Source organism: Marinobacter sp. H13 (assembly GCF_059072335.1).
The window spans coordinates 3,535,763-3,562,436 of sequence record NZ_JCACRU010000001.1; the positions used below are offsets into that span (position 1 = coordinate 3,535,763).

Sequence of the window (26,674 nt, forward strand, 5' to 3'; positions counted from 1 at the left end):
TGGATTAGCAGCCAATTTATGGTTTCAACACCATTGCATGGGACCTAGATGCATGGAAAAAGGTCTGAGATTTGGGCGTGCTTTCTTGTTAACGTCTATCGCACTATTCACCAGTGCATGTGATCAACTGTTCACTGACCCACCTTTTGATGCAGACGGCAAGCTTACCAGCGCCGAGCTGAACCATTTTTTGGTGGGAATGAAAGAAGCGACGAACATCAGTGAAAAGGTGTACAACTGCATCAAGACACAGGCTGATCGTCGCGCCCAGATCGCTGGTGATCCGGAAACCCTTGATCCTGAATCGCTGTCGCTACCAGAGGAAAATTGGGTGCCTTTGGATAAGTCAGACAAACGGCTTATTTTGGCCCAGCTTGTCGTGACCGAGGCCAGCGTGTTCTGCACCACAGGGCGAGAAATGTGAGCGTCTAGAAATAGTACAAATGAAGAAGTACGGAGAATTCTATGCTCGAATTAAGACCCAATTGCGAGTGCTGCGACAAGGATTTGCCACCGGACTCCAGTGAGGCAGTCATCTGCACATTCGAATGCACGTTCTGCCAATCGTGCGCCTCGGGTGTTTTGGGTAACCAATGCCCCAACTGTGGTGGTAATTTCTCACCCCGTCCGATTCGCCCTGCGTCACTGCTTGGTAAATATCCGGCGTCAACCAAGCGGGTCTTGAAGGTGGGTGGTTGCAGAGCCAACTCATAACCAGTCGCAGTATTACGCGCCTTTTCTCTGGCCTTATCACGCCTCTGCCCGTTCCCGTCGAATCAGCAGTACCAATGCCAGCGCCGCCAGTGACCCCATAACAGCGGCGAAACTGATCCCGGTTGTCGTCAGGCTGGTCACGGTTGCCATCACGCCCAGGCCGATCACCGGCACCGAGATCGCGATATAGGCCACAACAAAGAAGGCGGACGTTACGGCGGCCTTCTCCGTCGTCGGGCTGGCTGAGGCAATGGCGCCCATGCCGGCCCGGAACGAAATACCCTGGCCCATGCCGGCAATCACGGCCCCGGTTATGAATAGTGAGAGGGATTGGGTATAGATGCCCAGTGCTATCGGAATTACCCCGAGCATCAGAGACACGCAGCCCAGGGGAAGGCGCAGCCGCAGCGGCAGGGCGCCTTGCAGGAACTGGCCCAGGGTTGAGGCGATGAAGATGCTTCCGGCAACAACACCGATCAGCAACCGGTTGTCATAGCCCAGGACCTTGCCCATCATCGCCGGAGCGATGGATGTGAAGAAGCCGCACATGGCGAAGCCGGCGAAACCGGCAATGGCGGCGGGAATGAATACGCCGCGAACTTCCGGTGGCACGCTCAGGCGCTGGATGGTGAGTTTTGGGCGAGCGGGTTTTGAGACGGTCTCCGGGGCTGCCCAGATGCAGCACACGGCCAGCAGGGCCATGGCGGAGTGCACCAGAAAGGTCAGGTGCAGTGGCCAGGGCAGATACTCGGAAAGGGCGCCGGCAAGCATTGGGCCGAGGCCAAGCCCGCCCATGTTCGCCGCCGTGGCAAAGAAGGTTGCCTTGTCCCGCCAGTGAGGCGGAGCCAATTCAAGCACGGCCACCGTGGCGGTGCCGGTAAAGATCCCCGCAGACAATCCGGACAGCACCCGGCCGGTGAGTATCATTCCCAGCCCATTGGCCTGCCAGAACACCAGGTCGCTGATGATGGAACAAGCAAGGCCCGCGAACAGCATTGGCCGGCGGCCTATCTGATCGGACCAGCGCCCCGTCATTACCAGCGCGGCGATCACACCAAAGGCATAGGCGGCAAAGATGATGGTGATCATCAGATCCGAAAAGCCGAACCTGTCCTGGTAGATGGGGTAGAGCGGTGTCGGCATGGTGGTGCCGATCATGGTCACGCTGAAGGTAAAGGTCGCGCCCAGGAATATGAGTAGCGGAAGCCATGGGTGCTGCTTGGAGGGGGCCATGCCAGAGTTCCAATGAACGGTTACTGAAAGGTCGATTACACTATCAGATGCGTTGGGCGGAATCGAAGCATCCTACCCACCAGGGCAATCGTCCAGCTTTAATCACGAAAGGAGAGAGCGTGCATCAATCAGCCGCCAAGTGGATTGTGTCGCAACTGAGGGAAAGGAACATTCCCTTCCTGATTTGTGGCGGGCTCGCCGCAAGGGGATATGGCTCTCAACGCGATCTGCATGACATTGATCTCTGGCAAGCCCCCGATATCTTAGACACCTGACAGCTTTGTGAAGTACTGCTTTTCGAAGTCCACCGGCGACAAGCCACCGTTGTTGCCGTGACGGCGAACAGGGTTATAAAACATCTCGATGTAATCGAAGATATCCTGCCGGGCTGTTTCCCGATCCTTGTAGATTTTCCGCTTCACTCGCTCACTTTTGAGTAATGAGAAGAAGCTTTCCGCAACCGCATTGTCGTGACAGTTTCCGCGACGGCTCATACTGGGCTTCAAACGGTGGTCCTTCAGGAAATCTCTCCATTCACGGCTAGTGTATTGAGAGCCTTGATCTGAATGAATCAGAACCTCCTGCTTCGGCCTTCGCCGCCAGGAAGCCATTAGTAAGGCGTCCATAACGAGGTCTGTCGACATCCGTGGCTTCATGGACCAGCCCACAATTTGCCGGGAGAACAGGTCCAGAACGGTGGCAAGGTACAAAAAGCCCTCATGGGTCCGAATGTAGGTGATGTCAGTCACCCAACGTTCGTTCGGCTTCTGAGCCTCAAAATCACGATCCAGGTGATTGGGCGCGACGTGAGCAGGTTCCCCGCCGTAGTAGCCTTTGTGGCGTTTATAGCCGCGCTGAGCGCGGATACCTTCGGCCTTCATCAATCGATATACCCGATTTTTACTGCACCTCTCGCCGAGGTCCTTGAGATCCAGGGTGATGTTCCGATAGCCATACACGCCACCACTTTCGAGCCAGGCTTGTTTGATCAGTCCCACCAAGCGGCGGTTGGCCTTGGTGCGAGGGCTTTCTGGTGCATTTAGCCAGGCATAGAAGCCACTGAAGTGAACGCCTAGAACTCGGCACATGACACGGACTCGAAATTCACTCTGGTGAGCCCTGATGAAGCGATACTTTACTTGGACTCCTTGGCAAAGAACGCTGCGGCCTTTTTTAGTATGTCGCGCTCCTCGCTGACCCGGCGCAATTCCGCTCTGAGCTTGCGCAGCTCTTCCTGCTGCTCGCTGATTTGTTGGTGTTGGCTTCCAGCATCGCCGTATAGCTTGATCCATTTGTGCAGGCTGGCCGAGGTAATCCCCAGTCTCCGGCACACATCAGTCACTTTGTAGCCACGCTCCGTGACTTGCTTGACCGCCTCGATTTTGAATTCTTCGGAGTATCGCTTTCCGCTCATTACCAACACCTGTAGATTTGCGTTTAGTGTAACGCTATCAGGCGTCTACTGTATCGGGGGCTTGCCACTCTTTGTCCCTGGGGAGCACTTTTCGTCTGTGGTCCAGGCAGGACATCAGTTCATATCCAAAGCTGCCGCTCACCGCCGGGAGGAAGGCTGGGATCTGACCTACGTCCAGTTCAAGTATGAAGGTGTCAAAGTGGAGGTGGGTAACGCCGACCGTGCACAAATCTTCGATGCGCAAAATAGAACCTGGGTTGCGCTAAACATCGATTTTTCTCGATACGAGACCGTGCACTTACTTGGCCTTGAGCTTCCCTTGATGCTGAAGGAGGATCTTATCTGGTATAAATCCCTACTCTCAAGGCCGGTTGATATCGAGGATGTCCTGGCTATTCGGTAACAGCGATAGAGAAACACCGATGACTGTTCATTCTGGTTCCTGCCTTTGCGGCACCGTGACATTCGAGATTGAAGGCGATTTCGAGAACTTTTACCTGTGCCATTGCCAGCACTGCCAAAAGGATACGGGTTCTGCCCATGCAGCCAATCTGTTTTCGCAATCCGCCAAATTGACGTGGCTGGCCGGTGAGGATGCTGTGACGTCCTACACGCTTCCGGGTACTCGCCATAGCAAGAGTTTTTGTAAGCTGTGTGGTTCCGCACTGCCAGGCACTCAGGTTCAAGGTTTGCTTGTGGTTCCAGCAGGGTGTCTGGACACCGAAGTCTCCATAAAGCCAACGGCGCATATTTTCACGGTGAGCAGGGCAGCCTGGGATGAGGCGCTTGAAGAGGTACCCGTGCAATGACGGAACACACACAGGTTGCTGGCCTGTCTACGGATCATCTTTCAAACATTGAAAGCCACCTTGACCGTTGCTACATCCAGCCCGGGAAGTTACCCGGCGCGCTGACACTGGTCGCCCGGCAAGGGGAAATTGCCTATGTGAAAGCCCAGGGACTGATGGACGTGGAACGCAACAAGCCGGTCCGCCGGGATACGGTGTTCCGCATCTATTCCATGACCAAGCCGATCACATCTATCGCCATGATGCAGCTTTATGAGCAGGGGCGGTTTTTACTGGATGATCCCGTACACAAGTATATTCCTGCCTGGAGAACCCGGCGGATTTATAAAAGCGGGGTTTACCCCAACTTCCTGACCACGCCTGCATCCAGCACCATGACAATTCGCGACCTGTTCACGCATATGTCAGGCCTGACTTACGGATTTATGCAGCGCACCAACGTTGATGCTGCCTATCGCGAGCTTAAGCTGGATGGCAGCCGGAGTATGACGCTGGAAGCCCTGGTCGATCACCTCGCAGAGCTGCCTCTGGAGTTTTCCCCGGGCACAGCCTGGAACTATTCGGTCAGCACGGATGTGCTTGGGTATCTGGTGCAGTTGCTGTCTGGTAAGCCGTTTGATGAGTATCTGCGGGAGCATATCTTTGAGCCTCTGGACATGTGTGACACCGGCTTCCACGTTCGGGATGATCAGCTTGACCGCTTCGCTGCCTGTTATCAGTACCAGGCCGGTGATCAGTTCACGCTGCAGGATGACCCCGAGACGTCTCCCTTCCGGCGCAAGCCTCAGTTCGTGTCCGGCGGCGGCGGGCTGGTTTCCACCATCGACGATTATTTCCACTTCGCCCAGGCACTGTGCCAGGGTGGCGAGTTCCGCGGGCGGCGGATTATTGGTCGAAAAACTCTGGAATTCATGTGTCGTAACCACCTGCCTTACAATCAGGACCTACCGGGCCTGTCTGTCGGTGCTTTCAGCGAGACACCTTATGCCGGCACTGGCTTTGGTCTGGGCTTTTCGGTAAAAACCGACGTCGCCAAATCCCAGACCAACGGATCGGTCGGTGAGTACGGTTGGGGTGGCCTTGCGAGCACCAACTTTTTCGTCGATCCCGTGGAGGAGCTGGTGATGATCTTCATGACGCAACTGATTCCCTCATCAACATACCCCATCCGTCAGGAGTTACGGGCAATCGTTAACGGAGCGCTGCTATGAACACAGTTTCAACACCCTATCCAATTGGCACTCCCGGCACTCCCTGGGGCGATGCGGAACGCGCCGAGTGGTTGTCACGGCAGACCCGCCAGCGCAGTTACGAGGCGGAGGTGTTGAGTGTGATCGAGGGCCTGCGCTCGCGCTTTGATGTGGAAGAGTACGGCGCTCTGGATTACGGCCCGGATTACTATCCGCTGATGGCGATTCGCAGCCGCGACTGGAATAACGATCTGCCGGTGGTGCTGATAACCGGCGGCGTTCACGGGTATGAAACCAGTGGTGTGCATGGCGCGCTGCAGTTCCTGGATAAGCACGCGGAGGATTATGCCGGCCGCGTGAACTTGCTGGTTGCGCCCTGTGTCAGTCCCTGGGCGTATGAGCGCATTCATCGCTGGAACTATAATGCGATTGATCCCAACCGTTCATTCCACGAGGGCAGTCGGGCGGAGGAGTCAGCCGCCCTTATGCGATTGGTAGCGCCTGTTCGTGACAGTGCCTTGATTCATATCGACCTGCACGAGACTGCCGATACCGACGAATCGGAGTTTCGCCCGGCGCTGGCTGCCCGCGACGGCAAGCCGTTCGAACCGGCGGGGATTCCCGATGGCTTTTACGTGGTCGACGACAGCGAGAACCCACAGCCTGAATTCCAGCAGGCATTGATCAGAGCGGTGGAGCAGGTGACGCATATTGCGCCGGCCGATGACAGCGGCGAGATCTTCGGCTCCCCGGTGGTCGCCCGGGGCGTGATCGCGTATCCGCTCACGCAGTGGGGCCTGTGCGCCGGTATTACGAGTGCGCCCTACCGGACCACCACCGAGGTTTACCCCGACAGCCCCCGCGTAACCCCCGAGCAATGCAATGCCGCGCAGGCCGCGGCGGTGTGTGCTGCCATCGACTATGGGCTTACTCACTCTCAATAGGCCAAATAAGTGGGAAAGCTGACTAGCCGGACTCGGATAGATAGGGCTGCGCCAGGGCCTCAAGCTTTTCTTCTCTGAGTTCGCCGATGGCATTCCATATGTGCTCTGCAAGCTCCGGGTTTGCCGCTTTGAATTCCCGTGAGAGCATCAGGTAGTAGGGCTTGGTTTTGAGAGGGGGATCAATCCGGACAATGCCCGGGAGCTGCCTGGCGTTCTGGCGTAACAGAAAATCGGCGGTGACCGATTGGAGCGCAACGGCATGAACGCGTCTGGCAGTCAGTAACTGCAGGCTCTGCCTGGAACTCCGAACCTTGATTACGGAAACGCCCAGGTTCTCCAGATCGTTCACGATTGAGTAGCCCAATGGGGCGCCAACTGACAGGTCCGTGTCTTCGAAAGCCTTGCCGCTCCAGCCCAGCTCTGTATCTGGCAGGACATAGAGATTGTAGCTGATGGTGGTTAGTCGGCGGGTAGGGTCAACCTGACCGTCCCGCCAGGGGTATTCGCCAATTCGGGTGCGGGCAGCATTGTAAGAAGCATTGAAAATACCATCTACCTGGCCGGTTTCGAGCATGGCCAGGCATCGTTTCCAGGGGTATCGGCTGAACTTGATCCGCAACCCCGGTACCCGCTCTTCCAGCAATTTGACCAGCTCCACCGCTGCGCCGGGTCTCTCCAGAACCTCCTGGGTGTCGCCCATGTAGTAGGGGAATTGCGTTTTATCTTCGTAGGCAACGTGCAGGACGGTTTCCGCATGGCCAATTCGGGCTGGGCTCCAGAGAAGCAGAATGGATAGCGCGAGAGTGAGACCTGCATGAAGACACGCTTTCATGGGCATGCTCAAAAGAGTGAAGAGACAGGAATAGCTTAGTTTGTGGCGAGGAATTTTCAATGCATCTTTCCATTGAGACCAGCAGGTCTGGCATCGGGCTGGAATGTATAAGACCATGCTATCCATACTTTCGAAAAGAGGCCATTACGGCCTGGGAGACCTGATCAATGAAGTACAAGAGTCTTGGGTTTTTGTTGGCGGTTGGCGCTTTGACGGGCTGTCAGACGTCCTCTCATGTTTCTTCCGCAGCTATGGATGGAGACGGCATTACCTGTAATGAAATCTACCAGGCATTTTCAGCCTATGAGAGTGACCGGCAATCCGCGGCGGCTTGGGCCCAGCTGGGCACCTTGATCAGCCCCAGTGCCGGGAACTACGCGGATATGGGCGTGAAAACCGCCGCGAAATACTACGATCAGATAAAGGCGGCAACGAATATCTCTCTCGCTGTGCGCGGTTGTCAGCCGGTGCAGTGACGCACGGCCGCATGCAAAACGGGTGAATCAGTTCTGCATGCGGATATCGTCTTTCCACCGGAAGCCCACGCCACCGGCCTGCCATACGCCGTCTTTGTTGAACGGGTGGGGGCCGGCCATGTTGATGTATTGGGGCAGCCCGAAATGGGGCGACAGGTTTCTCGGTGCCTTGATGGTGACCCGGTCCATGATGCGCAGTCCCTGTTGCTCTGCCGGCAGATGCGCTTCTGGCGCGGCGCGGTGGGCGACGGCCCAGTTATCGATAAATAACAGATCGCCGGTTTCGTATTCGTAGCGAATTCCGTAGCCACCCTCGAAGGAATCGTTCAGCAGATCATTGTAATCGTTGAACAGTTCCTTCATGGCGGCGTCGTCCAGCAGGTGGAAGCTGTCCGCGGGTGCAGGCAGAGTCTTTAACTGGTCGAGCGTCAGACCTTCTTCCGGCAGGCGCTCCAGCACGGCGCCGGTCATGCCCAGATGCAGCCAGACACTCTTGCGACCGGAAATCGGGTGGGTGTGAACCACGGGGTGGGTCACACTGGATGCGGAGTTTACCGACACCAGTCGTTCCCAGAAATCCTGTTTCTCCGGAGGGAGTGCGTCAAAGGCCGCACCCTGGTGCGCGAAGTGGGTGCCGCCGCCATTCTCGGGCGCACGGGCCATGTAGTAGGCGCTGTGGGAGAAGGTGGCGGCTTCGAAACTGCCATCGTTGTGCCATTGCGGGCCAACGCCAAGAATGCCCTGGCGGCCATCGTTAGAGCAGCGGAAAATGTGCCGGTTACGGCCGGGTGTTGCGGGATGCACGCCGTGGGTGGAATGGATCTCGCGCCCGCCCCACCATTTGCAGGCTTCAATCAGTTCATCGGGGGAAAGGCCGGCTTGGTGCTTGAATACGATGAACCCGCGATTTGCCATTTCCTCTTCCAGGGCCTTGATAGCCGGCTCTGGCAGCTGGTTGCGCACGTCGGATCCGTAGATCTCAACGCCGATAGGGTCCAGTGGCTTGAGGGTTAAACCTTCCTGTTCGAGCAGTGCCACGTTATCAGGGTTCAGGGGCGCTACGGTGGAGGTGGGTTCGAGGGTCTTTTCCAGGGTCTGTGCCATAACCTTCACTACCATGCTGCTCGCTATTTAGACAGCCTAACCCGTTGGGTTTCCGGATTTCAAATACGATGTCCGTTCCGCCCGATTTTGGAACTGGCCTCCTGCGGGCCGGTGCCGGCAAGACCAAATCCCGTTTGCCTTCGTAGATGCGGCCTCTAGACTGATAGTGGTAACCAAAAACCGAGAGGAATGGCCGTGACTCCCAAATCCCTTTTGCGCCGCACAGCGGCATTGATAGCGTTCGTGATGTCCGGATCGGTAATGGCTGCTGATCCCGTGGTGGTGTCCTCCAAGATCGACACCGAGGGCTCGGTACTGGGGCAGATGGTGTTGCAGTCCCTGGAGGGGGCGGGTATTCCGGTTGAAAACAGACTGCAGTTGGGTGGCACCAGCATCGTCCGCAATGCGATCAAGGCCGGCGAAATCGATATCTACCCCGAGTACACCGGCAATGCTGCGTTCTTTCACGATCAGGCGGATCGGGATATCTGGAAAGATGCGGATAAGGCCTACCAGGAGGCTGCTCGCCTGGATAAAGAGGCACATAACATTGTCTGGCTGGAACCCGCCGAAGCAAACAACACCTGGGCTATGAGCGTGCGGGGCGATTTGGCGCGGGAAAATAACCTGGCCACACTCGAAGATCATGCGAATTACATCAATGAGGGCGGTGCCTTCAAGTTTGCGGCCAGCGCCGAGTTTGTGGAATCCGCCAGTGCCTTGCCGGCGTTCCAGGAGGCCTATGGCTTCAAGCTGGAATCCGACCAGCTGTTGATTCTTTCCGGTGGCAACACGGCGGCGACATTGCGCGCGGCGGCCCTGAATAACAACGACGTAAACGGTGCGATGACCTACGGCACCGATGGCGGGCTGGATGCGCTGGATCTGAAGGTAATGGAAGATACCGCAGGCGTTCAGCCGGTGTATCAGCCAGCGCCGATCGTGCGTGGCGAGGTGCTGGAAGCCTATCCGCAGATCCGGGAAGTGCTGACGCCGATCTTCGAATCGCTGGATCTCGAAACGCTGCAGCGCCTGAATGGCCAGGTGGCCGTGAACGGGGTACCGGCGGATACCGTCGCCCGGGATTACCTGGATTCCCTGGCCCAGGACTGAGGTTTGTCGATTTACAGCTCTGTTGCCTCGAACACCATGCCGAACCGTGTCCTGCCTGTGCTGGGGTGTCTTGCCCTGGCGCTGGTCTGGCTTTTGGACCTGGGCGTCATTCAACCCAACCGCATTGTTCCGGGTACCGGTCACGGCCTCATTTCGGCCGTTGGCGGGCCCTGGGCTGGCCTGGTGTCACTGGTTCTGGCTGGCTGCGTTCTGCTGTCTTTTCTGCCGTTGCGCCGGCGGTACCTGCCGCTTCTGGGCCTGGTAGGCCTCTCCCTGGCGCTGCTGCCCCTGTTGCTCGAGGTCTTTGCGGGCCGGCACCTGCCGGAAGACGCACCTTATGCGCGGTCGTCCATCGGAGCCGGTTTCTGGTGTTTGCTGTTTTTGCTGTCGCTGATGCTGATCGAAATCCTCGGGCGCCTCGGGAGCGGGCGAGGGCTGCAGCTGATGATACTGGCCGTCATCGTTGGCAGCTGGCTGTGGATCCTTCGAGGCGGTGGGCTGGAGAGTTTGTCGCTGGTTCGGGAATTCAACGCCCGCCCGGACAAGTTCGAGCAGGCCCTGTGGACTCATCTGGCACTGGCCTTTGGCGCGGTCGGCATCAGCGCCGGTCTGGCTTTTCTACTGGCCCTGAAGATGATTCGTAGTGTGGCCTGGCGCCGTCCCATCCTTGGCGCGGTCAGCTTTCTTCAGACTATTCCCAGCCTGGCGGTATTCGGGTTACTGATCGCACCGCTCAGTGCGCTGGCGGCCGCTTTTCCGGCACTGCAGGCCATGGGGATTCGTGGCATTGGCTGGGCTCCGGCCTTGCTGGCTTTGGTGGCTTACAGTCTGTTGCCCATGGTGCGCAACACCTTCGTCGCGCTTACCGAGGTGCCGGAAAGCCTCGCCGATGCCGGGCGGGGTATGGGAATGAACGAGCGACAGCTGTTCTTCAAACTCAAGTTGCCACTGGCGCTTCCCGTGATTGTGGAAGGCGTGCGCATTACCACCATCCAGGCCATTGGCCTGACCGCGGTTGCCGCGCTCATTGGCGCCGGCGGTTTTGGCAGCTTTATCTTTCAGGGCCTGTGGCAGGCGGCGATGGATCTGGTATTGCTTGGTGCGCTGCCCACCATTGCACTCGCGCTGCTGGCGGATGCTCTGCTCACCATGCTGGCGGCCAGTCTCAAGCCGACACCGGCGACGGCCTGACAGGAGAGGGATAAGCCCGGATGATTGAACTGAAAAACGTTACCCGCCGCTTTGGAGATGCCGTGGCGGTGGACCGGATAAACCTCACGGTCGAAACCGGCGAAGTGTGCGTGCTGGTGGGCAGCTCAGGCTGCGGCAAGTCGACTACCCTGCGGATGATCAACCAGTTGCTGCCCCACAGTGAGGGCCAGATCCTGGTGGATGGTAACGATGTTACCGCCATGAACCCCGAGCAGCTGCGGTTGAACATGGGTTATGTGATTCAGGGCACGGGGCTGTTTCCACACTGGACGGTGGCCCGCAATATCGCCATGGTACCCCAGCTTCTGAAATGGCCACGGGAGCGGATCGACGAGCGCGTGCATGAGTTGCTGACGCTGCTGGATCTGGACCAGGCCACCCACGCCAACAAATATCCCCAGCAATTGTCCGGCGGGCAGGCTCAAAGGGTGGGCGTTGCCAGGGCGTTGGCTGCCAACCCCAATATTCTGCTGATGGACGAACCCTTCGGTGCGCTGGATGACATCACGCGGGAGAACCTGCAGCTGGAGATGCTGCGTATCCAGAGTCAGCTGCGGAAAACCACGGTGTTTGTAACCCACGATATTGACGAAGCCCTGAGGCTGGCGACCCGCATTGCCGTGATGGATCAGGGCCGGATTATCCAGCACGACACGCCGGAGAACATTCTCCGGCGACCCGCCTCCGTTTTTGTGGAGAATCTCGTGGGCAAGCAGGACCGAGGCCTGAAACTGATGAGCCTGCATACCGTGCGGGATCTGATGGAGGCTCACCCTCAGCCCAGAGAGCCGGAACCCGGCGCCGACGGCCTCAAGGAAGACGACAGCCTGCGAGTGGCTCTTTCAATCATGCTCTGGCAGAACTGGAGGCAGGTGCCGGTGTTCAATGCCGATGGCCAGGAAACCGGAACCATCACCCGTGAACGCATTATCCAGGAAGGTGCCTGATGCGGGTCTGGCTGCCGCCTGTGTTGCTGACTGTGCTCCTCTGTGCCCTGAGCGCGGGCATGCCGACTCTCGAACCGCTTTTCGAGTGGGTGCAGCCGGATAAACAGAATGTGGTCTACGAGCGGGAGAGCTTTCTCTTTCTGCTCCAGAACCATCTGATGCTGGTGGTGATTTCCGCCCTGGTTGGAACCGTCGCTGCGGTTGCCGGGGGAATCTTCGCCACGCGCCCGGCTGGGCGCGACTTTCTGCCGCTGGTTAGCCAGATCGCCTCTATCGGCCAGACCTTCCCGCCGGTGGCGGTTCTCGCCCTGGCGGTGCCGGTTCTCGGGTTTGGTGAGGCGCCGATTCTGGTGGCGCTGATTCTGTATGGATTGCTGCCCATTCTGCGCAATACCCTGGCCGGCTTGGAGGGTGTCGATGCCACAGTGAGGCAGGCGGCGCTGGGTATGGGCATGTCGCCTTTTCAGGTGCTGTTGCAGGTGGAGTTGCCGCTGGCGGGCAGGGTGATCCTGGCCGGTATCCGGACCTCGGTAACCATCAACATTGCAACGGCCGCCATTGGCTCAACCATCGGTGCCAGAACCCTGGGGGATCCGGTGATCGCCGGTCTCGTCAATGGCAACACAGCCTACGTGTTGCAGGGCGCGATTCTGATTGGCATGCTCGCGCTGACGGTGGACAGCCTGTTCGAGGCCGCTGAGCGGGTCTGGGACCGCCGGTTTCTGCCCCAGACCGCAGGCTGATCGCTGGCGCAGGCCATCCGCTGCTTTAAAAATCCTGCTTTGATGTCTAGTCTGACGAAGATGGACAGCGCAAGGAGCACAGCGGAATGAAGTTTCCTTCGAGCACGTCATTTGCACTCCTCGGCGCAGCACTGATCGCGATCAGCTATGGTCTGGCGCGCTTTGCGTTCGGTCTGTTCGTCCCCCCGATCCGGGATGACCTGGGGCTGGCGCCGGATGTGATCGGTGTGATCGGTGCGCTGCCGCTGATCAGTTTCGTATTCGCTACCCTGGTGGCTCCGCTCTCGGCAAATCGTCTTGGTGCCCGCAATACCGCCATGGCATCCGGTATTTTTGGTGTTGTTGGCCTGGCGCTGATCAGCCAGGCCGTGGGGGCCGTCTCCCTCGGGGTGGGTGTTGTTCTCTGTGGTATCTGCACGGGCCTGATGATGCCGGCTCTCACAGCCGCCATGCAGGCGTTGGTGAGACGCTCGCTCCACGGCCGGGTAAGCTCGGTGATGAACGCGGGCACCAGTATCGGTGTCGTCGTTGCTGTGCCGACGATCCTGTTCCTCGCCGGGGCCTGGCGCTATGCCTACGCGTCCTTTGCCGTGCTGGCGGTAATTGGCGTGATTGCCACCTGGTTCTTCATTCCGTCTGTATCCCGTGTTGTGCCCGCCAATGCTGCGCCGGCGCAGCCAATCAGTGCGGATCAATGGTGGCGACTGCTCAGGCTCTCGCTGTTCGCGTTCATGATGGGCTTTGTCTCCGCCGCCTACTGGATTTTCGCACCCGATCTCGTGGTTAATCTGGGATCCATGCCATCCGATGCCACGGCATGGCTGTGGCTGGGGGTCGGTATTGCCGGCCTTGGCGGCGCGGTGGTGGCCGATCTGGCTGACCGGAACAACCCACCGGTTACCCAGGCCCTGATGCTGATGACACTGGCCGCGAGCCTGGCGTTGTTGGCGGCCAGCCCCGACAACCTGATGATTTCGGCGTTTTCAGCACTGGTGTTTGGTCTGGCCTACATGAGTCTGACCGGGCTGTACCTGATGACCGGCATTCGCCTGCTGCCGGGGCGGCTGTCCATGGGCCCCGTACTGCCTTTCATGGCAGTATCACTGGGCCAGGCGGCTGGCTCGCCGATAGTCGGTATTCTTGTTGGCAAGGTGGGTTACGCCGATGCCTTTGCCATGTTCTGCGCCATCGGCATTATCGTGGCCATGTTGTCGCCGCTCTATCCAAGGCATCTGGAATACGAACCGGATGATGAGACCGAAGAGGATACCGGTCTGCAGGCCGCCTACGACTATCAGCTGCAGAACGAGGAGGGCGAGCCCCTGTCGCCGGTCACCGGTAAGACCGAGAGCTATTAGGGCGGATAGCCGAGAGTGTTATTCCTCGGATGTATCTCTCGGCGCCGCCCAGCTTGTGTAGCCCAGGTCCATAACCCGGGCGACTTCCTCATCGGGTATCGCCGATAGATCGCCCAGTTCCAGCGGGTCATAGTGGAAGGCGTACAGTCGAGACGTGAATTCGGCCGCGGGCAGGGAAGCTTCACCGCGAAACTCGCCATTGCCGTGGGTTGAGCAGGTAATGCCCTGGCCCCAGTTCTGGCCGCTGTCGTTGTTGGGGTTAAAAAAGTACACCCGCATCTCGTTCTTCGGGCTCAGGGCAACCCGCAGGATATTGATGGCGTGCCGGCCAACAAAGCGGGCGGCGCTGTCTGTTACAGCAATCCCTGCCGGCTGGGCGTGAATGACCGGTATGTTGCCGTTGTAGAAGGGGTGATAGCTCGCGTAGAAATGCCGGATAAATCCCTCGTAGTCCTTTACCTCGCCGGTTTTTACGTCGGCGACCACGCGGAAGCCGTGGCTGACCCACCAGCCGTAGAATTCCGGGTTGATCCAGCGATGGGCGTCGTCGTCCCGGGTCTCACAGCGGCGCCACATCTCACCGTAGAGGCGATCGAGATGAGGGATGAGCACGAGCGATACCGGGTCCACATCCACTGGCGTTCCCTTAACCAGGCCCGGTTCCAGATCGCGGGAAGAAACCTCCTGGCCTTCAAAGCGGCTCAGCACTTCGTTGTCGCGTGCTGCCCAGGCCAGGACTTGCAACAGGTAATCCGCCTCGTTTGACGCCCACATGGAGAGGCCAATGGCAGACTGGCAGGTGGGGTTGTTGCCCTGACCAACGCCCAGCGGCTGGCCCAGCAGGTTGATAACCCCGGCCAGCAGGAATACCCGGGGTGGCCGGGCATCGCCGAACGCCTCTCTGAGAGCCTGATCGGTTTCCGCAGAGGGCTTCAGTTTGATTTGCCGCCACAGTGCCTGGGCCACAGAGGGTGTAAACAGCGATCCGCGCTCCAGCATCATGGTCAGGCCATAGACGGCCTGGCAGGTTTCCGGGTAGATGGCCTCGTCAATCAGGGCATGGACCAGATCGGTGTAACAGTAGAGATCGTCCAGCCCGGTCATGGTCAGCCCCAGTGTGTTGGGGATGAGATCGTCCTGGCCGCTGGCGCGCAGGAACCGGAGCATCACCGCGTGGTAGGGAGAGGCAAGGCCGGTGTCGAACATGCTGCGGGCAAAGTAGGTGGCTTCGGAGGAGAGCGCCACGTCGTCCATGTCTTTCAAACGCTGCTCGTAAACGGCAAGGCCGGGGTCCTCGGCGCTGGCAGGTGTGGGGGCAAAGAGGGCCTTCACCAGCCGCGTGGCATCGGCATTGCGTCCGGTTTTGATGTCGGGGTCGTAAAGGCATTTGGCGATCTGCCCGATCATTTCCCGAATACTGTCGACCTGCACCGGCCCCTGGTCCAGCAATCGCCAGACTTCCGCCACCAGGCTGTCCAATAGGCTTTCATAACCGAGGTGGGAGATCAGGTACCGATAGAGTTCCTGAACGATGGTGCCAAGTTGCTTGGGTCTTTCACGATCGGCTTCGGTGAGCTGGCCAGACAGCAGGTCCAGGTTTAATGCCATCACCTGGGTGAGAAAGTGGCGTGCCTGCTCAGCAGAAATTCCGGGATGGAAGTATTTGCCACGGGTGACGGCCAGCATGCGTAGTTCGCTGATCGCCTCGACAATGGTGGTAACTGCACCCGCCTCCCTCAGAGAGTGTTTGGCGAGCGCCGGTTGCAGCAGGGCTGGCCGGGCCCAGTCGCTGGTGCCGAAAATGCCAGCGGATTCGAGCGACCTTACGCGCCGGTAGATGGCGTCGAAGCCGCCTGGCAGCGTCATCAGCATCCGTGTGCGCTCCAGGAGACTGAGACTTGAGGCTTTGGGGTCCGATTTGCGGGCGCGGGCAAATTCTGCCAGCGCCATGTCGAATTGCATCAATGCCGGCTTGAGCGCAGGATCTGCGTCTTGGCGCTCCATAGCGTTGGCTCCCTTGAGGTATTACCCGCCCTGGCGAAAGCGTTGAATAAAGGCTTCAGACTCCGCGATTGACTGTTCCATATTGCGAATCAGGGAATCTACATCCTGACGGATGCTGACCAGTTCGTTTTCCAGCGAACCGATCGCCTGGGCATTCAGATTATGCTTAAGGTACAGCACCTGATCCTCAAATGCCTGCAGCACCGGTTCCATTCTGTCCTCGGCGTCGTGCATCCGGCTGATCAGCTGGCCGTACTGAACGCGGGTCTCTTTCAGCTGCTGTTCGCTACTGCGGCGCAGTGATGCGCTCTCGTACAGGCTGAGTTCGTCTTCCCATTCATCGAACAGGTCCTCGGCGACTTCTTCTACCTTGTCGATCCGGTCTCTAACCTCTTCGGCACTCGCCAGGCTGTCTTCGTAGGCATCGCTGATTTCGGCATATTGTTCCTTTAGCTCGGTGTCAGGCGTGTCCACCACACTCTGGAAACGCTCAAGCGACGAACGGAAGGTTTCCTGGGCGTCGTTCTGGCTGTCCCGGGCATCTTCAACCCGATCCACCAGGATGTCCCGCTTTTCATACCCGAATTTTTCCATGGTTTTGTAGTACACCGTGGAGCACCCGCCAAGGAGCACCGCGCTGAGCAATAGCACCCAGACACGTTGAAGGCTGATTTTTGTTTTCGAGTAGTCGGTTGCGGGGCTGGGCATAGGGGCGTCTCCGGTTGCATGCTAATCACAGAAGTGAAGCATGGCGGTGGAGCGCTGACAAGCACGTATTCGGCCTTGATTTGCTGGAGCGGAAAACGACAAACCCCGGCAAGTGCCGGGGTTTGTCCGTTCAACCAAAGCAGGGACCGTGGTTATTTCTTCAGTCCCATCTCCTCGATTGAAATCTCCCGCATCTTGAATTTCTGGATCTTCCCGGTGACGGTCATCGGGAATTCGTCCACGAACTTGTAGTTCTTCGGGATCTTGAAGTGAGCGATCTTGCCCTTGCAGAAGGCCTGCAGGTCCTCGGCTGTGACTGGCGCCGCGTCTGGAGCCAGCTTCACCCAGGCAATCAGCTCTTCGCCGTACTTGTCATCGGGAATGCCGGTTACCTGCACTTCTTCGATGGCCGGGTGAGTGTAGAGGAACTCTTCGATTTCTTTCGGGTAGATGTTCTCGCCACCGCGGATGACCATATCCTTGATGCGGCCAACGATCTGGACATAGCCTTCTTCGTCCATGGTGGCCAGATCGCCGGTATGCATCCATCCGGCGCTGTCGATGGCTTCGCGGGTTTTCTCTTCGTTGTTCCAGTACTTCAGCATCACGCTGTAGCCACGGGTGCACAGCTCGCCGATCTCGCCACGCGGAACCACGTTGCCGGTGCCCGGATCAACGATCTTGGTTTCCAGGTGCGGCTGGGTGCGGCCCACGGTGGTGACCTGCTTCTCGAACGGATCCAGGGAGCTGGTCTGGGTGGAAACCGGGCTGGTTTCGGTCATTCCGTAGGCAATCTGAACCTCTTTCATGTTCATCTTGCCGTTGACCTTCTTCATGACCTCTGCCGGGCAGATGGACCCCGCCATGATGCCGGTGCGCAGGCTGGAAAGGTCATAGGTCTCGAATTCCGGCTCGGTCAGTTCGGCAATGAACATGGTGGGCACGCCGTACAGGGCGGTGGCCTTTTCCTGGTGCACGGCCTGCAGCACGGACTTGGGCTCGAAGCCTTCGCCCGGATAGATCATGGTGGAGCCGTGGGTGATGCAGCCCAGGTTGCCCATGACCATACCGAAGCAGTGGTACAGGGGCACCGGAATCACCAGGCGGTCTTTTTCGGTCAGCAACTGGCTCTCGCCCACAAAGTACCCGTTGTTCAGGATGTTGTGGTGGGTGAGGGTAGCGCCTTTCGGGTTGCCGGTGGTGCCGGAGGTGAACTGGATGTTGATGGGGTCGTCAAACTGCAGTTCGCCCTGGCGTTTTACCAGATCGTCCTGGGACACGTCGCTTGAGAAGCCGAGGAATTCCCTCCAGGTCCACATGCCGTCGTGCTTGTCTTCGTGCACGTTGATCACGGCCCGCAATTCCGGAACGTGGTCGGCCTTGAGCTTGCCGGGGGAGCTTCGCTTCAGCTCCGGGGCCAGCTCGTAGATCATCTCGCGGTAATTGGAAGCTTTGAAGCTGTCAGCCGTCACCAGGGTGGTTATACCAGCCAGGTTGAGGGCGTATTGCAGTTCGTGGACACCGTAAGCCGGGTTGATGTTCACCAGGATGGCACCGACTTTGGCGGTGGCGAACTGGGTAACGGTCCACTCGTAGCGGTTGGGGGACCAGATGCCCACGCGGTCGCCGCGTTTGACGCCAATGGCCATGAAGGCGCGGGCGGCTTCGTCGACTTTTTCAACAAACTCTTTGTAGGTCCAGCGAATGTCCTGGTGCAGGCACACCAGGGCTTCGTTGTCCGGGTATTTCTCGGCGGTGCGGTCGAGCATTTCACCGATGGTCATGCCCAGCAGGGGCACTTCCGCGGCTCCGCTGGTATAACTTGGTAGAGTCTTGCTCATATCTCTGCCTCCATTGTTTTTGTATTCGAGGGCGAGCAGGGTGGTTTACCTGCTAGCGACTCTGACTGTGATATTCGGGGTTCGGTTGCATATCGCTGGCAATCGCCACCCGGTTGGACATGTTGTAAAAGCCGATCAGGTTACTGAGATCCCAGATGCCGCGGTCGCTCAGACCGGCATCCCGCAGGGCCTGGATGTCGTCTTCGGTGACGGTGGCCGGCGAGCGGGTAAGGTGGGATGCAAAATCCAGCATCGCCCGCTGGCGCTTGTCGAGTTTGGCGCTGCGGTAGTTCATCACCATGTGCTCACCCAACTGGGGATCGCCGCTCAGGACCCGCACGGCGGCGCCGTGAGCAACCAGGCAGTAGAAGCATTTGTTCTCGGAGGAAACCACCACGGCGACCATTTCCCGCTCCAGTTTGGAGAGTTCGCTCTCACCGAGCATAAGCTCGTTATACAGGCGGTTGAAACCGTCCAGCTGTTTAAGGTTCTGGCTGTAGGCGGTGAGTACGTTCGGGATCATGCCCAGTTTTTCCTGGCAGATCTGGAAGTACTTCTGGGTGTCTTCCGGCATGTCTTTGATCTCCGGGATGGGGAGATCGAGGGCCACTACGTTTTTGTTGCTCATTCTTGGGCTCCTAGCCTTCCTGTTTGGTGCTTTGGCGGGCGGGAACAGCTTCCCAGGACACGCTGTGAATACGTCCGTGTACGCTTGACTGCAGCATCCATGCTGCAGACAGTCCTGGGAAGCTGTTCCCACCCGCCAATTTGATCATTGGCAGTTGCCGCCTAGTGCCTGGCCGACTTTTGAGCCGTTGTGGCGATTCAGTTGGCTGCATATCCAGTCGCCTGTGGCGACAAGCTTTTCCAGATCGACGCCGGTTTTGATGCCAAGGCCGTTAAGCAGGTATAGCACGTCTTCGGTGGCGACGTTGCCCGAGGCGCCTTTGGCGTAGGGACAGCCGCCGAGGCCGGCGACGGAGGCATCGATGACGCTGACGCCTTCTTCCAGCACCGCGTACAGGTTGGCCAGTGCCTGGCCATAGGTGTCGTGGAAGTGGGCCGCCAGCTTTTCCATGGGCACGTGGGCAGCGACGGCTTCGAGCATTCGCTTGGCTTTGATCGGGGTGCCCACGCCGATGGTGTCGCCCAGAGAGATTTCGTGGCAGCCCATGTCGTACAGGGCTTTGGCCACGGTGGCCACCTGTTCCGGGGCGATGTCGCCTTCGTAGGGGCAGCCCATGACGGTGGAAACGTAACCACGCACTGGGATGCCGTGTTTGCGGGCTTCTTCCACCACCGGGGCGAAGCGTTCGAGGCTTTCGGCGATGGTGCAGTTGATGTTCTTTTTGGTGAAGGATTCGGACGCGGCGCCGAACACCGCCACTTCGTCGGCCTTCGCCGCCAGTGCCCCCTCAAACCCTTTCAGGTTCGGGGTGAGGGCGGAGTAGCGAACGCCAGCCTTGCGATTGATGCCGGCCATCACCTCGGCGGCGTCGCCCATTTGTGGCACCCATTTCGGGGACACGAAGCTGGCGGCCTCGATGTGGCTCAGGCCGCTGTCGGCCAGGCGGTCGATCAGCCCGGTTTTGATGGCGGTGGCGATCACCGGGCCGGGCTCGTTCTGGAGTCCGTCCCGGGGGCTCATCTCAACCAGGCGAACCTGTCTGGGAAAGGCCATTAGCCTGCCTCCTCTTGTTTCGCTTCTGGGTCGTTCACCTCAATGGCAATCAGTTCGGCACCTTCGGAAACCTGGTCGCCTTCGGCGAAGAAGATCTCGGTGACCACGCCGTCGGCCGGGGCCTTGATGGCGTGCTCCATCTTCATGGCTTCCATGATCACCAGGCTCTGGCCGGCGGTGACCTTGTCGCCGACTTTGGCCTGCACGGCGACGATGGCACCGTTCATGGGCGCGGCCAGGCTGCCTTCGCCGGCCATTTCCTCGAAGCCGTAGCTTTCCTTGTACACGGTGCAGTTGAAGGTGTCGCCTTCGTAGAACAGCACCAGCTGGTCGTTGTGCAGGTTGCCGTGGATGCTGATGCGGTGGCCGTTGATGACCGCCTGCAGATAATCGTCGTCCAGGCGGGCGGTGAGGTTATAGACGCTGTCGCCCACATACACCTGATAACGGTCATCACGCTCCAGTACCTTCAGGTCGTGAATCTCGTCACCGACCTGCAGTTGCAGCGGCTGGGCGTATTCTGAGTTCATGCGCCAGCTGTTCTGGCGGCCGAACGGTGACCAGGGGTCGGTGCTGACCACTTCCCGGGATTTTCGCTGCTCCAGAACAAAACCGGCGGCCAGTACCAGGGCTTTATGGGTATCCAGTTTGGACTTCGGGAACAGCAGTTCCCGGTGATCCTCAATGAAGCCGGTGGTCAGGTCGGCTTCCCGGAACGGCTGGGCGTCCGCCAGGGCGTGCAGGAACCGGATGTTGGTCTTCACGCCGGCAATGCGGTAGTGCTCCAGGGCCTGGACCATGCGGTTGATGGCCTGGTCGCGGGTTTCGTCCCATACGATCAGTTTGGCGATCATGGGGTCGTAGTGGATGCTGATGTCGTCGCCTTCGGTCACACCGGTATCCACCCGCACATGGGCGCTTTCGTCCGGGGTGCTCAGGTAGCGCAGGTTGCCGGTGGCCGGCAGGAAGTCCTGGTCCGGGTCTTCGGCGTAGATTCGCGCTTCCAGGGCGTGGCCGCGGGTTTTCACCTGGGACTGCTCCAGCGGCAGGGGCTCGCCCCAGGCCACTTTCAGCTGCCATTCCACCAGATCCTGGCCGGTGACCATTTCGGTAACCGGGTGCTCGACCTGAAGGCGGGTGTTCATCTCCATAAAGAAGAAGGAGCCGTCGACGTCGTACAGGAATTCAACGGTGCCGGCACCCACATAGTTAATGGCCTGTGCGGCGCGCACGGCCGCTTCACCCATGGCCTTGCGGGTTTCTTCGCTCAGGCCAGGGGCCGGGGCTTCTTCCAGGACTTTCTGATGGCGGCGCTGCACGGAGCAATCACGCTCGGCCAGGTACACGCCCTTGCCGTCCTGGTCGCAGAAAACCTGAATCTCCACGTGCCGTGGCTGGGTCAGGTAACGTTCGATCAGCATGTCCGGGTTGCCGAAGGCGTTCTGGGCTTCCCGCTTGGCGGCCGCCAGGGCATCGTCGAACTCGCCCATGTTATTCACCACGCGCATGCCCTTGCCACCGCCACCGGCGACGGCCTTGAGCAGCAGCGGGAAGCCGCATTTCTCGGCTTCGGTCCGCAGGGTTTCAACAGACTGGTCGTCGCCATGGTAACCGGGCACCAGGGGCACGCCGGCTTTTTCCATGATGGCCTTGGCCGCAGACTTGGAGCCCATGGCGGCAATGGCCGAGGAGGGCGGGCCAATGAAGACAATGTTGTTGGCCTCACAGGCTTCGGCGAAGGCGGTGTTTTCAGAGAGGAAACCGTAGCCCGGGTGAACGGCCTGAGCACCACTCTTCTTGGCAATCTCAATGATCTTTTCAGCCCGCAGGTAGCTCTCGGAGCTGGGCGCGGGGCCGATGTGGAAGGCTTCGTCGGCCATAGCCACGTGCCGTGCATTGGCGTCGGCCTCAGAATAGACGGCGACGACGCGAATGCCCATGCGGTGGGCGGTTTGTATGATCCGGCAGGCGATTTCGCCCCGGTTGGCGATCAGTATCTTGCTGAACATTGTTATTCTTCCTCCGGAACCCAGTTGGCCTTGCGCTTGTTCAGGAAGGCGCTGAGCCCTTCCTGCCCTTCTTCACCCACCCGGATATCCGCGATGCGGTGTGCGGTGTCGTCAATCACGTCGTCGTTGATGGGTTTGTGGCTGACGGCGAATACCAGGTCCTTGGCGGCTTTCATGGCCTCGGGCCCGTTCATGGCCAGTTGCTGGAGCATCTCGTTGCAGCGGGCTTCCATGGCGTCGACATCGTCACAGACGATGTGGACAAGGCCGTATTCCTGAGCTTGCTTTGCGGTAAACACTTCGGCAGAGATGAAATACCGCCGGGCCTGGCGCTCGCCGATGGCGCGCACCACGTAGGGGCTGATCACCGCCGGAATCAGGCCGAGCTTCACTTCGCTGAGGCAGAAGCTGGATTTTTCGGTGGCAATGACGATGTCGCAGCAGGCGGCAAGGCCCACCGCGCCGCCGAAGGCAGCGCCCTGTACCAGTCCGATCACCGGCTTGGCCAGATGGTTGAGTACGTTCATCAGCCGCGCCAGTTCCCGGGAATCGTCCAGGTTTTCCTGGCGGCTGTTCTCGGCCATGCGGCGCATCCAGCCAAGGTCGGCCCCGGCGGAGAAGTGCTTGCCTTCGGAGCGCAGGATAACGATCTTCACGCTGTTGTCGGCATTCACCTCGGTGAGGGTGCTGATCAGCTGCTGGATGATCACGTCGTCAAAGGCGTTGCGTTTGTCAGGGCGGTTTAGAACCACCTCGGCAATGCCTTCGTCGCGACGTTTGAGCAGAACTGCGGATTCGTTGTCTGTCATGTCAGTCTCCCCGATTACATCCGGAACACGCCAAAGCGTGTCGGCTTGGCGGGTCGGTTAAGGGTGGCAGACAGGCTCAGGGCAACCACTTCCCGGGTCTGGGCCGGGTCGATAACGCCGTCGTCCCAGAGGCGCGCACTGGCGTAGTAGGGGTGGCCCTGGTGTTCGTAGGTGTCGATGATCGGCTGCTTGAATTCAGCCTCTTCCTCGGCGCTCCATTCCTGGCCCTTGCGTTCCATACCTTCGCGACGAACGGTGGCCATAACGCCGGCTGCCTGCTCGCCGCCCATGACGGAGATGCGGGCGTTCGGCCACATCCACAGGAAGTCGGGGCTGTAGGCACGGCCGCACATGCCGTAGTTGCCCGCGCCAAAGGAGCCACCGATCAGTACGGTTATCTTGGGTACGTTGGCACAGGCCACGGCCATAACCATCTTGGCGCCGTGCTTGGCGATGCCTTCGGATTCGTATTTCTGGCCGACCATGAAGCCGGTGATGTTCTGCAGGAACAGCAGCGGGATGTTGCGCTGGCAGCACAATTCAACGAAGTGGGCGCCTTTCTGGGCGGCTTCGCTGAACAGGATGCCGTTGTTGGCGATGATGCCCACCGGGTAGCCGTGAATGTGGGCAAAGCCGGTCACCAGGGTCTGGCCGTAGTAGCGTTTGAATTCGTCAAACTCGGAACCGTCGACGGTGCGGGCGATGACGTCACGAACGTCGAACTGTTTGCGCAGGTCGGTGCCGACGATGCCGTAGATTTCTTCGGCGTCGTACAGCGGTGCCTTGGGCTTGCGGATTTCCACATCCGTTGGCTTGCGACGGTTCAGGTTGGAGAGGCTGCGCCGGGCGATTTCCAGGGCGTGGGCGTCGTTCTCGGCGTAGTGGTCGGCAACACCGGAGATTTTACAGTGTACGTCGGCGCCACCGAGGTCTTCGGCGGTCACTACTTCACCGGTGGCAGCTTTTACCAGCGGCGGGCCGGCCAGGAAGATGGTGCCCTGGTTACGGACGATGATGGATTCATCGGCCATGGCGGGCACGTAGGCGCCACCGGCGGTGCACAGGCCCATAACGACGGCGATCTGGGGGATGTCGTCGGCAGACATACGGGCCTGGTTGTAGAAGATGCGGCCGAAGTGGTCGCGATCCGGGAAGACTTCGTCCTGGCGGGGCAGGTTGGCGCCGCCGGAGTCGACCAGGTAGATGCACGGCAGGCGGTTCTGCAGGGCGATTTCCTGGGCGCGCAGGTGTTTTTTGACGGTCAGCGGGTAGTAGCTGCCGCCTTTTACGGTGGCGTCGTTGGCGATGATCATGCATTCGGTGCCGGAGACGCGGCCCACGCCGGCGATCACGCCTGCTGCGGGGACTTCTTCATCGTAGACGTTGTAGGCGGCGAACTGGCCGATTTCCAGGAACGGGGAGCCGTCGTCCAGGAGACGGTTGATGCGCTCTCTGGGGAGGAGCTTGCCACGGGCGATGTGGCGCTCCTGGTAGGAGGGGCCGCCGCCTTGCTGGATGGTGGAAACTTTGTCGCGCAGGTCGGCTACGGCCTGGGCCATGGATTCCTGGTTGGCCTGGAACTCTTCGGACCGCGGATTGATTTTGCTTTGAAGTATGGTCATTTTCCCTGCCTTCTTATTCGGGGGCATCCGGGCGTGACGGGTGTTCCTCCCGGGAAACGCTACGAGCACGTCCATGTGCGCTTGACTGCGGCCATCCATGGCCGCAGACATTCCCGGGAGGAACACCCGCCACGCCCTCGGCGTGCCGAGGGAGTTATCTTCCGTAAATCGATGTGATCAGCGGCTGTTTACTTGTTCAGATACAGCTCGCGACCGATCAGCATCCGACGAATCTCGGACGTGCCGGCACCGATCTCATACAGCTTGGCATCCCGCAGCAGGCGGCCTGTCGGGTATTCGTTGATGTAGCCGTTACCGCCGAGCAGCTGGATGGCATCCAGGGCGATTTTGGTGGCCATTTCGGCGGAGTAGAGGATCGCGCCGGCAGCGTCTTTACGGGTGGTTTCCGCGCCACGGTCGGCAGACATGGCAACCATGTAGACGTAGGACTTGGCGGTGTTCATCCAGGTGTACATGTCGGCGACTTTGCCCTGGACCAGTTCGAATTCACCGATGGCCTGGCCGAACTGCTTGCGCTCGCGGATGTAGGGTACGACCACGTCCATAGCGGCTTGCATGATGCCCAGCGGGCCGCCGGAGAGAACCAGGCGTTCGTAGTCGAGGCCGCTCATTAGGACTTTGGCGCCGTTGCCAACACCACCCAGGACGTTTTCCTTGGGTACTTTGCAGTCCTGGAACACCAGCTCACAGGTGTTGGAGCCGCGCATGCCGAGCTTGTCGAGTTTCTGGTGGCGGCTGAAGCCCGGGGCGTCGCGCTCTACGATGAAGGCGGTCACGCCCCTGGAGCCGGCGGAGGTGTCGGTCTTGGCGTAGATGACGTAGGTGTTCGCATCCGGGCCGTTGGTTATCCACATTTTGTTGCCGTTGAGGAGGTAGTGGTCACCTTCATCTTTGGCGGTCAGTTTCATGGAGATGACGTCGGAGCCGGCGTTGGGCTCGGACATGGCCAGGGCGCCAATGTGCTCGCCGCTGACGAGCTTCGGCAGGTATTTCTGTTTCTGTTCTTCAGTGCCGTTGCGGTGAATCTGGTTCACACACAGGTTGGAGTGGGCACCGTAGGAGAGGCCAACGGAGGCGGAAGCACGGCTGATTTCTTCCATGGCGATGACGTGCGCCAGGTAGCCCATGTCGGAGCCGCCGTATTCTTCGCTCACGGTGATACCCAGCAGGCCCATGCCGCCCATTTTCCGCCACAGGTCCATGGGGAACTCGTTGTTGCGGTCAATTTCCTCGGCGCGCGGTGCGATTTCGGAAGCAGCAAAGCCGTTGATCTGCTCGCGGAGCATATCGAGGGTTTCACCGAGGCCGAAGTTGAGCTCTGAGTATTGTGATTTCATCGTTGGCTACCTTTGATTTCTGTCATTCATTAGTTTTCAGCGGTCTGCCTGGCTTCTTCTTTCGCCGGCGCCTGCTGTTTCTTTTTCTTCTGCAGCTCGGCCAGGGCTTCTCGGCACCGAGCTTCGGCTGTATCCATTTCCATTTCTGCCTGGGCAATGTCGTTTTTCTGCTGTTCCAGCTGAGCCCGTTTGTTTTCCAGGATGGTCAGCATCTTCAGCAGCTGTTTTTCATTGCCGCTGAGGGTTTCGTCCCACAGATCGAACAATTCTTTGGTTTCCGCGAGGGAAAATCCCATTCGCTTGCCGCGGAGAATAAGCTTCAGACGCACTCGATCCTTTGAACTGAAGATCCGTGTCTGCCCGCGCCGCGTGGGCCTGAGCAGCTCCTGATCCTCGTAGAAACGAATGCTCCGGGTTGTCACGTCGAACTCTTTGGCGAGCTCGCTGATGCTGTATGTCTGTTTAATGTCCATTGGGATTTCCTTTTTAGACTTAGGTTAGATAAAGTTTACGTAAACGTAAAGTAGTTTTAGGGTCCGATTTTTAACAAACA

Annotated in this window: 26 protein-coding genes; 12 read left to right on the top strand and 14 right to left on the bottom strand. The window is 59.1% G+C overall.

Going from position 1 to position 26,674, the window contains the following annotated elements; genetic code table 11:
- The first annotated feature begins 52 nt into the window (after nucleotides 1–52).
- Together AC5JQH_RS16510 and AC5JQH_RS16515 are read left to right on the top strand one after the other, a co-directional pair.
- Entirely contained in the window at nucleotides 53–424 is a 372-nt protein-coding gene (locus AC5JQH_RS16510; RefSeq protein WP_288944861.1) for a hypothetical protein, read from the top strand.
- Nucleotides 425–465: 41 nt separating this feature from the next.
- The gene (locus tag AC5JQH_RS16515) at nucleotides 466–714 is read left to right on the top strand and encodes a DUF1272 domain-containing protein (RefSeq protein WP_288944860.1); all 249 of its coding nucleotides are present in this window, start codon (nucleotides 466–468) and stop codon (nucleotides 712–714) included.
- A 36-nt stretch (nucleotides 715–750) separates the two neighbouring features.
- On the opposite strand, the gene AC5JQH_RS16520 is transcribed toward AC5JQH_RS16515, so the two are convergent.
- Both AC5JQH_RS16520 and AC5JQH_RS16525 read right to left on the bottom strand, forming a co-directional pair.
- Nucleotides 751–1,947, bottom strand: coding sequence for an MFS transporter (locus AC5JQH_RS16520; protein ID WP_493805769.1), 1,197 nt, complete (start codon nucleotides 1,945–1,947; stop codon nucleotides 751–753).
- Between the two features lie 263 nt (nucleotides 1,948–2,210).
- Nucleotides 2,211–3,361 (bottom strand): IS3 family transposase gene (locus AC5JQH_RS16525; protein ID WP_371915663.1). Its coding sequence is split into 2 segments (ribosomal slippage): nucleotides 2,211–3,124 and nucleotides 3,124–3,361, totalling 1,152 coding nucleotides; the frame shifts between segments, so codons are not numbered across the junction.
- A 97-nt stretch (nucleotides 3,362–3,458) separates the two neighbouring features.
- Between AC5JQH_RS16525 and AC5JQH_RS16530 the strand changes: the two genes are divergently transcribed.
- Genes AC5JQH_RS16530 through AC5JQH_RS16545 form a run of 4 tightly spaced genes read left to right on the top strand, consistent with a single transcriptional unit; the run spans nucleotide 3,459 to nucleotide 6,304 of the window.
- The gene (locus AC5JQH_RS16530; protein ID WP_288367310.1) at nucleotides 3,459–3,764 is read left to right on the top strand and encodes a hypothetical protein; all 306 of its coding nucleotides are present in this window, start codon (nucleotides 3,459–3,461) and stop codon (nucleotides 3,762–3,764) included.
- A 19-nt stretch (nucleotides 3,765–3,783) separates the two neighbouring features.
- Nucleotides 3,784–4,170, top strand: a complete 387-nt coding sequence (locus AC5JQH_RS16535; protein ID WP_288367309.1) for a GFA family protein — start codon at nucleotides 3,784–3,786, stop codon at nucleotides 4,168–4,170.
- Nucleotides 4,167–5,381 (top strand): serine hydrolase domain-containing protein, encoded by a 1,215-nt coding sequence (locus tag AC5JQH_RS16540; protein WP_405418930.1) that lies wholly within the window; start codon nucleotides 4,167–4,169, stop codon nucleotides 5,379–5,381. The genes AC5JQH_RS16535 and AC5JQH_RS16540 overlap by 4 nt, the downstream gene beginning before the upstream one ends.
- Nucleotides 5,378–6,304, top strand: coding sequence for a M14 family metallopeptidase (locus AC5JQH_RS16545; protein WP_008170642.1), 927 nt, complete (start codon nucleotides 5,378–5,380; stop codon nucleotides 6,302–6,304). Before AC5JQH_RS16540 ends, AC5JQH_RS16545 begins: the two co-directional genes overlap by 4 nt.
- 22 nt (nucleotides 6,305–6,326) lie before the next feature.
- On the opposite strand, the gene AC5JQH_RS16550 is transcribed toward AC5JQH_RS16545, so the two are convergent.
- On the bottom strand, nucleotides 6,327–7,136 hold the full coding sequence (locus tag AC5JQH_RS16550) for a substrate-binding periplasmic protein (RefSeq protein ID WP_008170640.1): 810 nt from the start codon (nucleotides 7,134–7,136) through the stop codon (nucleotides 6,327–6,329).
- Nucleotides 7,137–7,303: 167 nt separating this feature from the next.
- Here AC5JQH_RS16550 and AC5JQH_RS16555 point away from each other — a divergent pair, with 167 nt between their 5' ends.
- Complete coding sequence (locus tag AC5JQH_RS16555) at nucleotides 7,304–7,612, top strand: hypothetical protein (protein WP_008170638.1); 309 nt, start codon at nucleotides 7,304–7,306, stop codon at nucleotides 7,610–7,612.
- A 27-nt stretch (nucleotides 7,613–7,639) separates the two neighbouring features.
- On the opposite strand, the gene AC5JQH_RS16560 is transcribed toward AC5JQH_RS16555, so the two are convergent.
- Nucleotides 7,640–8,731, bottom strand: coding sequence for a TauD/TfdA dioxygenase family protein (locus tag AC5JQH_RS16560; protein ID WP_493805770.1), 1,092 nt, complete (start codon nucleotides 8,729–8,731; stop codon nucleotides 7,640–7,642).
- 231 nt (nucleotides 8,732–8,962) lie between these two features.
- Between AC5JQH_RS16560 and osmF the strand changes: the two genes are divergently transcribed.
- From osmF to AC5JQH_RS16585, 5 genes are all read left to right on the top strand, one after another.
- Nucleotides 8,963–9,829: a glycine betaine ABC transporter substrate-binding protein OsmF gene (gene osmF, locus AC5JQH_RS16565; protein WP_146083408.1), complete on the top strand. Its 867-nt coding sequence runs from the start codon at nucleotides 8,963–8,965 to the stop codon at nucleotides 9,827–9,829.
- A gap of 36 nt (nucleotides 9,830–9,865) precedes the next feature.
- Nucleotides 9,866–11,020 (top strand): ABC transporter permease, encoded by a 1,155-nt coding sequence (locus tag AC5JQH_RS16570; protein ID WP_493805982.1) that lies wholly within the window; start codon nucleotides 9,866–9,868, stop codon nucleotides 11,018–11,020.
- 20 nt (nucleotides 11,021–11,040) lie between these two features.
- Nucleotides 11,041–11,988, top strand: coding sequence for an ABC transporter ATP-binding protein (locus tag AC5JQH_RS16575; protein ID WP_493805771.1), 948 nt, complete (start codon nucleotides 11,041–11,043; stop codon nucleotides 11,986–11,988).
- On the top strand, nucleotides 11,988–12,731 hold the full coding sequence (locus tag AC5JQH_RS16580; RefSeq protein WP_008170629.1) for an ABC transporter permease: 744 nt from the start codon (nucleotides 11,988–11,990) through the stop codon (nucleotides 12,729–12,731). The genes AC5JQH_RS16575 and AC5JQH_RS16580 overlap by 1 nt, the downstream gene beginning before the upstream one ends.
- An 86-nt stretch (nucleotides 12,732–12,817) precedes the next feature.
- Entirely contained in the window at nucleotides 12,818–14,089 is a 1,272-nt protein-coding gene (locus AC5JQH_RS16585) for an MFS transporter (RefSeq protein ID WP_008170625.1), read from the top strand.
- A gap of 18 nt (nucleotides 14,090–14,107) precedes the next feature.
- Here the strand turns inward: AC5JQH_RS16585 and AC5JQH_RS16590 are convergent, their stop codons facing one another.
- The 10 genes from AC5JQH_RS16590 to AC5JQH_RS16635 form a co-directional block, all read right to left on the bottom strand.
- The gene (locus AC5JQH_RS16590; protein WP_493791571.1) at nucleotides 14,108–16,093 is read right to left on the bottom strand and encodes a hypothetical protein; all 1,986 of its coding nucleotides are present in this window, start codon (nucleotides 16,091–16,093) and stop codon (nucleotides 14,108–14,110) included.
- Nucleotides 16,094–16,114: 21 nt separating this feature from the next.
- Nucleotides 16,115–16,801 carry a DUF2959 domain-containing protein gene (locus tag AC5JQH_RS16595; protein ID WP_008170621.1) on the bottom strand — a complete coding sequence of 229 codons (687 nt, stop codon included), beginning with the start codon at nucleotides 16,799–16,801 and terminating at the stop codon, nucleotides 16,115–16,117.
- A 152-nt stretch (nucleotides 16,802–16,953) separates the two neighbouring features.
- On the bottom strand, nucleotides 16,954–18,642 hold the full coding sequence (locus AC5JQH_RS16600) for an AMP-binding protein (RefSeq protein WP_493805772.1): 1,689 nt from the start codon (nucleotides 18,640–18,642) through the stop codon (nucleotides 16,954–16,956).
- Nucleotides 18,643–18,694: 52 nt separating this feature from the next.
- Nucleotides 18,695–19,270 carry a peroxidase-related enzyme gene (locus AC5JQH_RS16605; RefSeq protein WP_493805773.1) on the bottom strand — a complete coding sequence of 192 codons (576 nt, stop codon included), beginning with the start codon at nucleotides 19,268–19,270 and terminating at the stop codon, nucleotides 18,695–18,697.
- Nucleotides 19,271–19,414: 144 nt separating this feature from the next.
- Entirely contained in the window at nucleotides 19,415–20,323 is a 909-nt protein-coding gene (locus AC5JQH_RS16610) for a hydroxymethylglutaryl-CoA lyase (protein ID WP_493805774.1), read from the bottom strand.
- Nucleotides 20,323–22,332, bottom strand: coding sequence for an acetyl/propionyl/methylcrotonyl-CoA carboxylase subunit alpha (locus AC5JQH_RS16615; protein WP_493805775.1), 2,010 nt, complete (start codon nucleotides 22,330–22,332; stop codon nucleotides 20,323–20,325). Before AC5JQH_RS16615 ends, AC5JQH_RS16610 begins: the two co-directional genes overlap by 1 nt.
- Nucleotides 22,333–22,334: 2 nt before the next feature.
- Nucleotides 22,335–23,141 carry an enoyl-CoA hydratase-related protein gene (locus AC5JQH_RS16620; RefSeq protein ID WP_405418941.1) on the bottom strand — a complete coding sequence of 269 codons (807 nt, stop codon included), beginning with the start codon at nucleotides 23,139–23,141 and terminating at the stop codon, nucleotides 22,335–22,337.
- A gap of 14 nt (nucleotides 23,142–23,155) precedes the next feature.
- Nucleotides 23,156–24,763 (bottom strand): carboxyl transferase domain-containing protein, encoded by a 1,608-nt coding sequence (locus AC5JQH_RS16625; protein WP_493805776.1) that lies wholly within the window; start codon nucleotides 24,761–24,763, stop codon nucleotides 23,156–23,158.
- 188 nt (nucleotides 24,764–24,951) lie between these two features.
- The gene (locus tag AC5JQH_RS16630) at nucleotides 24,952–26,121 is read right to left on the bottom strand and encodes an isovaleryl-CoA dehydrogenase (protein ID WP_493805777.1); all 1,170 of its coding nucleotides are present in this window, start codon (nucleotides 26,119–26,121) and stop codon (nucleotides 24,952–24,954) included.
- A gap of 29 nt (nucleotides 26,122–26,150) precedes the next feature.
- Nucleotides 26,151–26,594, bottom strand: coding sequence for a MerR family transcriptional regulator (locus AC5JQH_RS16635; RefSeq protein WP_014576484.1), 444 nt, complete (start codon nucleotides 26,592–26,594; stop codon nucleotides 26,151–26,153).
- Nucleotides 26,595–26,674 lie beyond the last annotated feature (80 nt).

What these genes read in the sequence shown, in the direction of transcription:
- AC5JQH_RS16510 (WP_288944861.1), top strand. Translation starts at nt 53, where the DNA reads ATGGAAAAAGGTCTGAGATTTGGGCGTGCTTTCTTGTTAACGTCTATC.
- AC5JQH_RS16515 (WP_288944860.1), top strand. Translation starts at nt 466, where the DNA reads ATGCTCGAATTAAGACCCAATTGCGAGTGCTGCGACAAGGATTTGCCA.
- AC5JQH_RS16520 (WP_493805769.1), bottom strand. Translation starts at nt 1,947, where the DNA reads ATGGCCCCCTCCAAGCAGCACCCATGGCTTCCGCTACTCATATTCCTG.
- AC5JQH_RS16535 (WP_288367309.1), top strand. Translation starts at nt 3,784, where the DNA reads ATGACTGTTCATTCTGGTTCCTGCCTTTGCGGCACCGTGACATTCGAG.
- AC5JQH_RS16540 (WP_405418930.1), top strand. Translation starts at nt 4,167, where the DNA reads ATGACGGAACACACACAGGTTGCTGGCCTGTCTACGGATCATCTTTCA.
- AC5JQH_RS16545 (WP_008170642.1), top strand. Translation starts at nt 5,378, where the DNA reads ATGAACACAGTTTCAACACCCTATCCAATTGGCACTCCCGGCACTCCC.
- AC5JQH_RS16550 (WP_008170640.1), bottom strand. Translation starts at nt 7,136, where the DNA reads ATGAAAGCGTGTCTTCATGCAGGTCTCACTCTCGCGCTATCCATTCTG.
- AC5JQH_RS16555 (WP_008170638.1), top strand. Translation starts at nt 7,304, where the DNA reads ATGAAGTACAAGAGTCTTGGGTTTTTGTTGGCGGTTGGCGCTTTGACG.
- AC5JQH_RS16560 (WP_493805770.1), bottom strand. Translation starts at nt 8,731, where the DNA reads ATGGTAGTGAAGGTTATGGCACAGACCCTGGAAAAGACCCTCGAACCC.
- osmF (WP_146083408.1), top strand. Translation starts at nt 8,963, where the DNA reads ATGTCCGGATCGGTAATGGCTGCTGATCCCGTGGTGGTGTCCTCCAAG.
- AC5JQH_RS16570 (WP_493805982.1), top strand. Translation starts at nt 9,866, where the DNA reads ATGCCGAACCGTGTCCTGCCTGTGCTGGGGTGTCTTGCCCTGGCGCTG.
- AC5JQH_RS16575 (WP_493805771.1), top strand. Translation starts at nt 11,041, where the DNA reads ATGATTGAACTGAAAAACGTTACCCGCCGCTTTGGAGATGCCGTGGCG.
- AC5JQH_RS16580 (WP_008170629.1), top strand. Translation starts at nt 11,988, where the DNA reads ATGCGGGTCTGGCTGCCGCCTGTGTTGCTGACTGTGCTCCTCTGTGCC.
- AC5JQH_RS16585 (WP_008170625.1), top strand. Translation starts at nt 12,818, where the DNA reads ATGAAGTTTCCTTCGAGCACGTCATTTGCACTCCTCGGCGCAGCACTG.
- AC5JQH_RS16590 (WP_493791571.1), bottom strand. Translation starts at nt 16,093, where the DNA reads ATGGAGCGCCAAGACGCAGATCCTGCGCTCAAGCCGGCATTGATGCAA.
- AC5JQH_RS16595 (WP_008170621.1), bottom strand. Translation starts at nt 16,801, where the DNA reads ATGCCCAGCCCCGCAACCGACTACTCGAAAACAAAAATCAGCCTTCAA.
- AC5JQH_RS16600 (WP_493805772.1), bottom strand. Translation starts at nt 18,642, where the DNA reads ATGAGCAAGACTCTACCAAGTTATACCAGCGGAGCCGCGGAAGTGCCC.
- AC5JQH_RS16605 (WP_493805773.1), bottom strand. Translation starts at nt 19,270, where the DNA reads ATGAGCAACAAAAACGTAGTGGCCCTCGATCTCCCCATCCCGGAGATC.
- AC5JQH_RS16610 (WP_493805774.1), bottom strand. Translation starts at nt 20,323, where the DNA reads ATGGCCTTTCCCAGACAGGTTCGCCTGGTTGAGATGAGCCCCCGGGAC.
- AC5JQH_RS16615 (WP_493805775.1), bottom strand. Translation starts at nt 22,332, where the DNA reads ATGTTCAGCAAGATACTGATCGCCAACCGGGGCGAAATCGCCTGCCGG.
- AC5JQH_RS16620 (WP_405418941.1), bottom strand. Translation starts at nt 23,141, where the DNA reads ATGACAGACAACGAATCCGCAGTTCTGCTCAAACGTCGCGACGAAGGC.
- AC5JQH_RS16625 (WP_493805776.1), bottom strand. Translation starts at nt 24,763, where the DNA reads ATGACCATACTTCAAAGCAAAATCAATCCGCGGTCCGAAGAGTTCCAG.
- AC5JQH_RS16630 (WP_493805777.1), bottom strand. Translation starts at nt 26,121, where the DNA reads ATGAAATCACAATACTCAGAGCTCAACTTCGGCCTCGGTGAAACCCTC.
- AC5JQH_RS16635 (WP_014576484.1), bottom strand. Translation starts at nt 26,594, where the DNA reads ATGGACATTAAACAGACATACAGCATCAGCGAGCTCGCCAAAGAGTTC.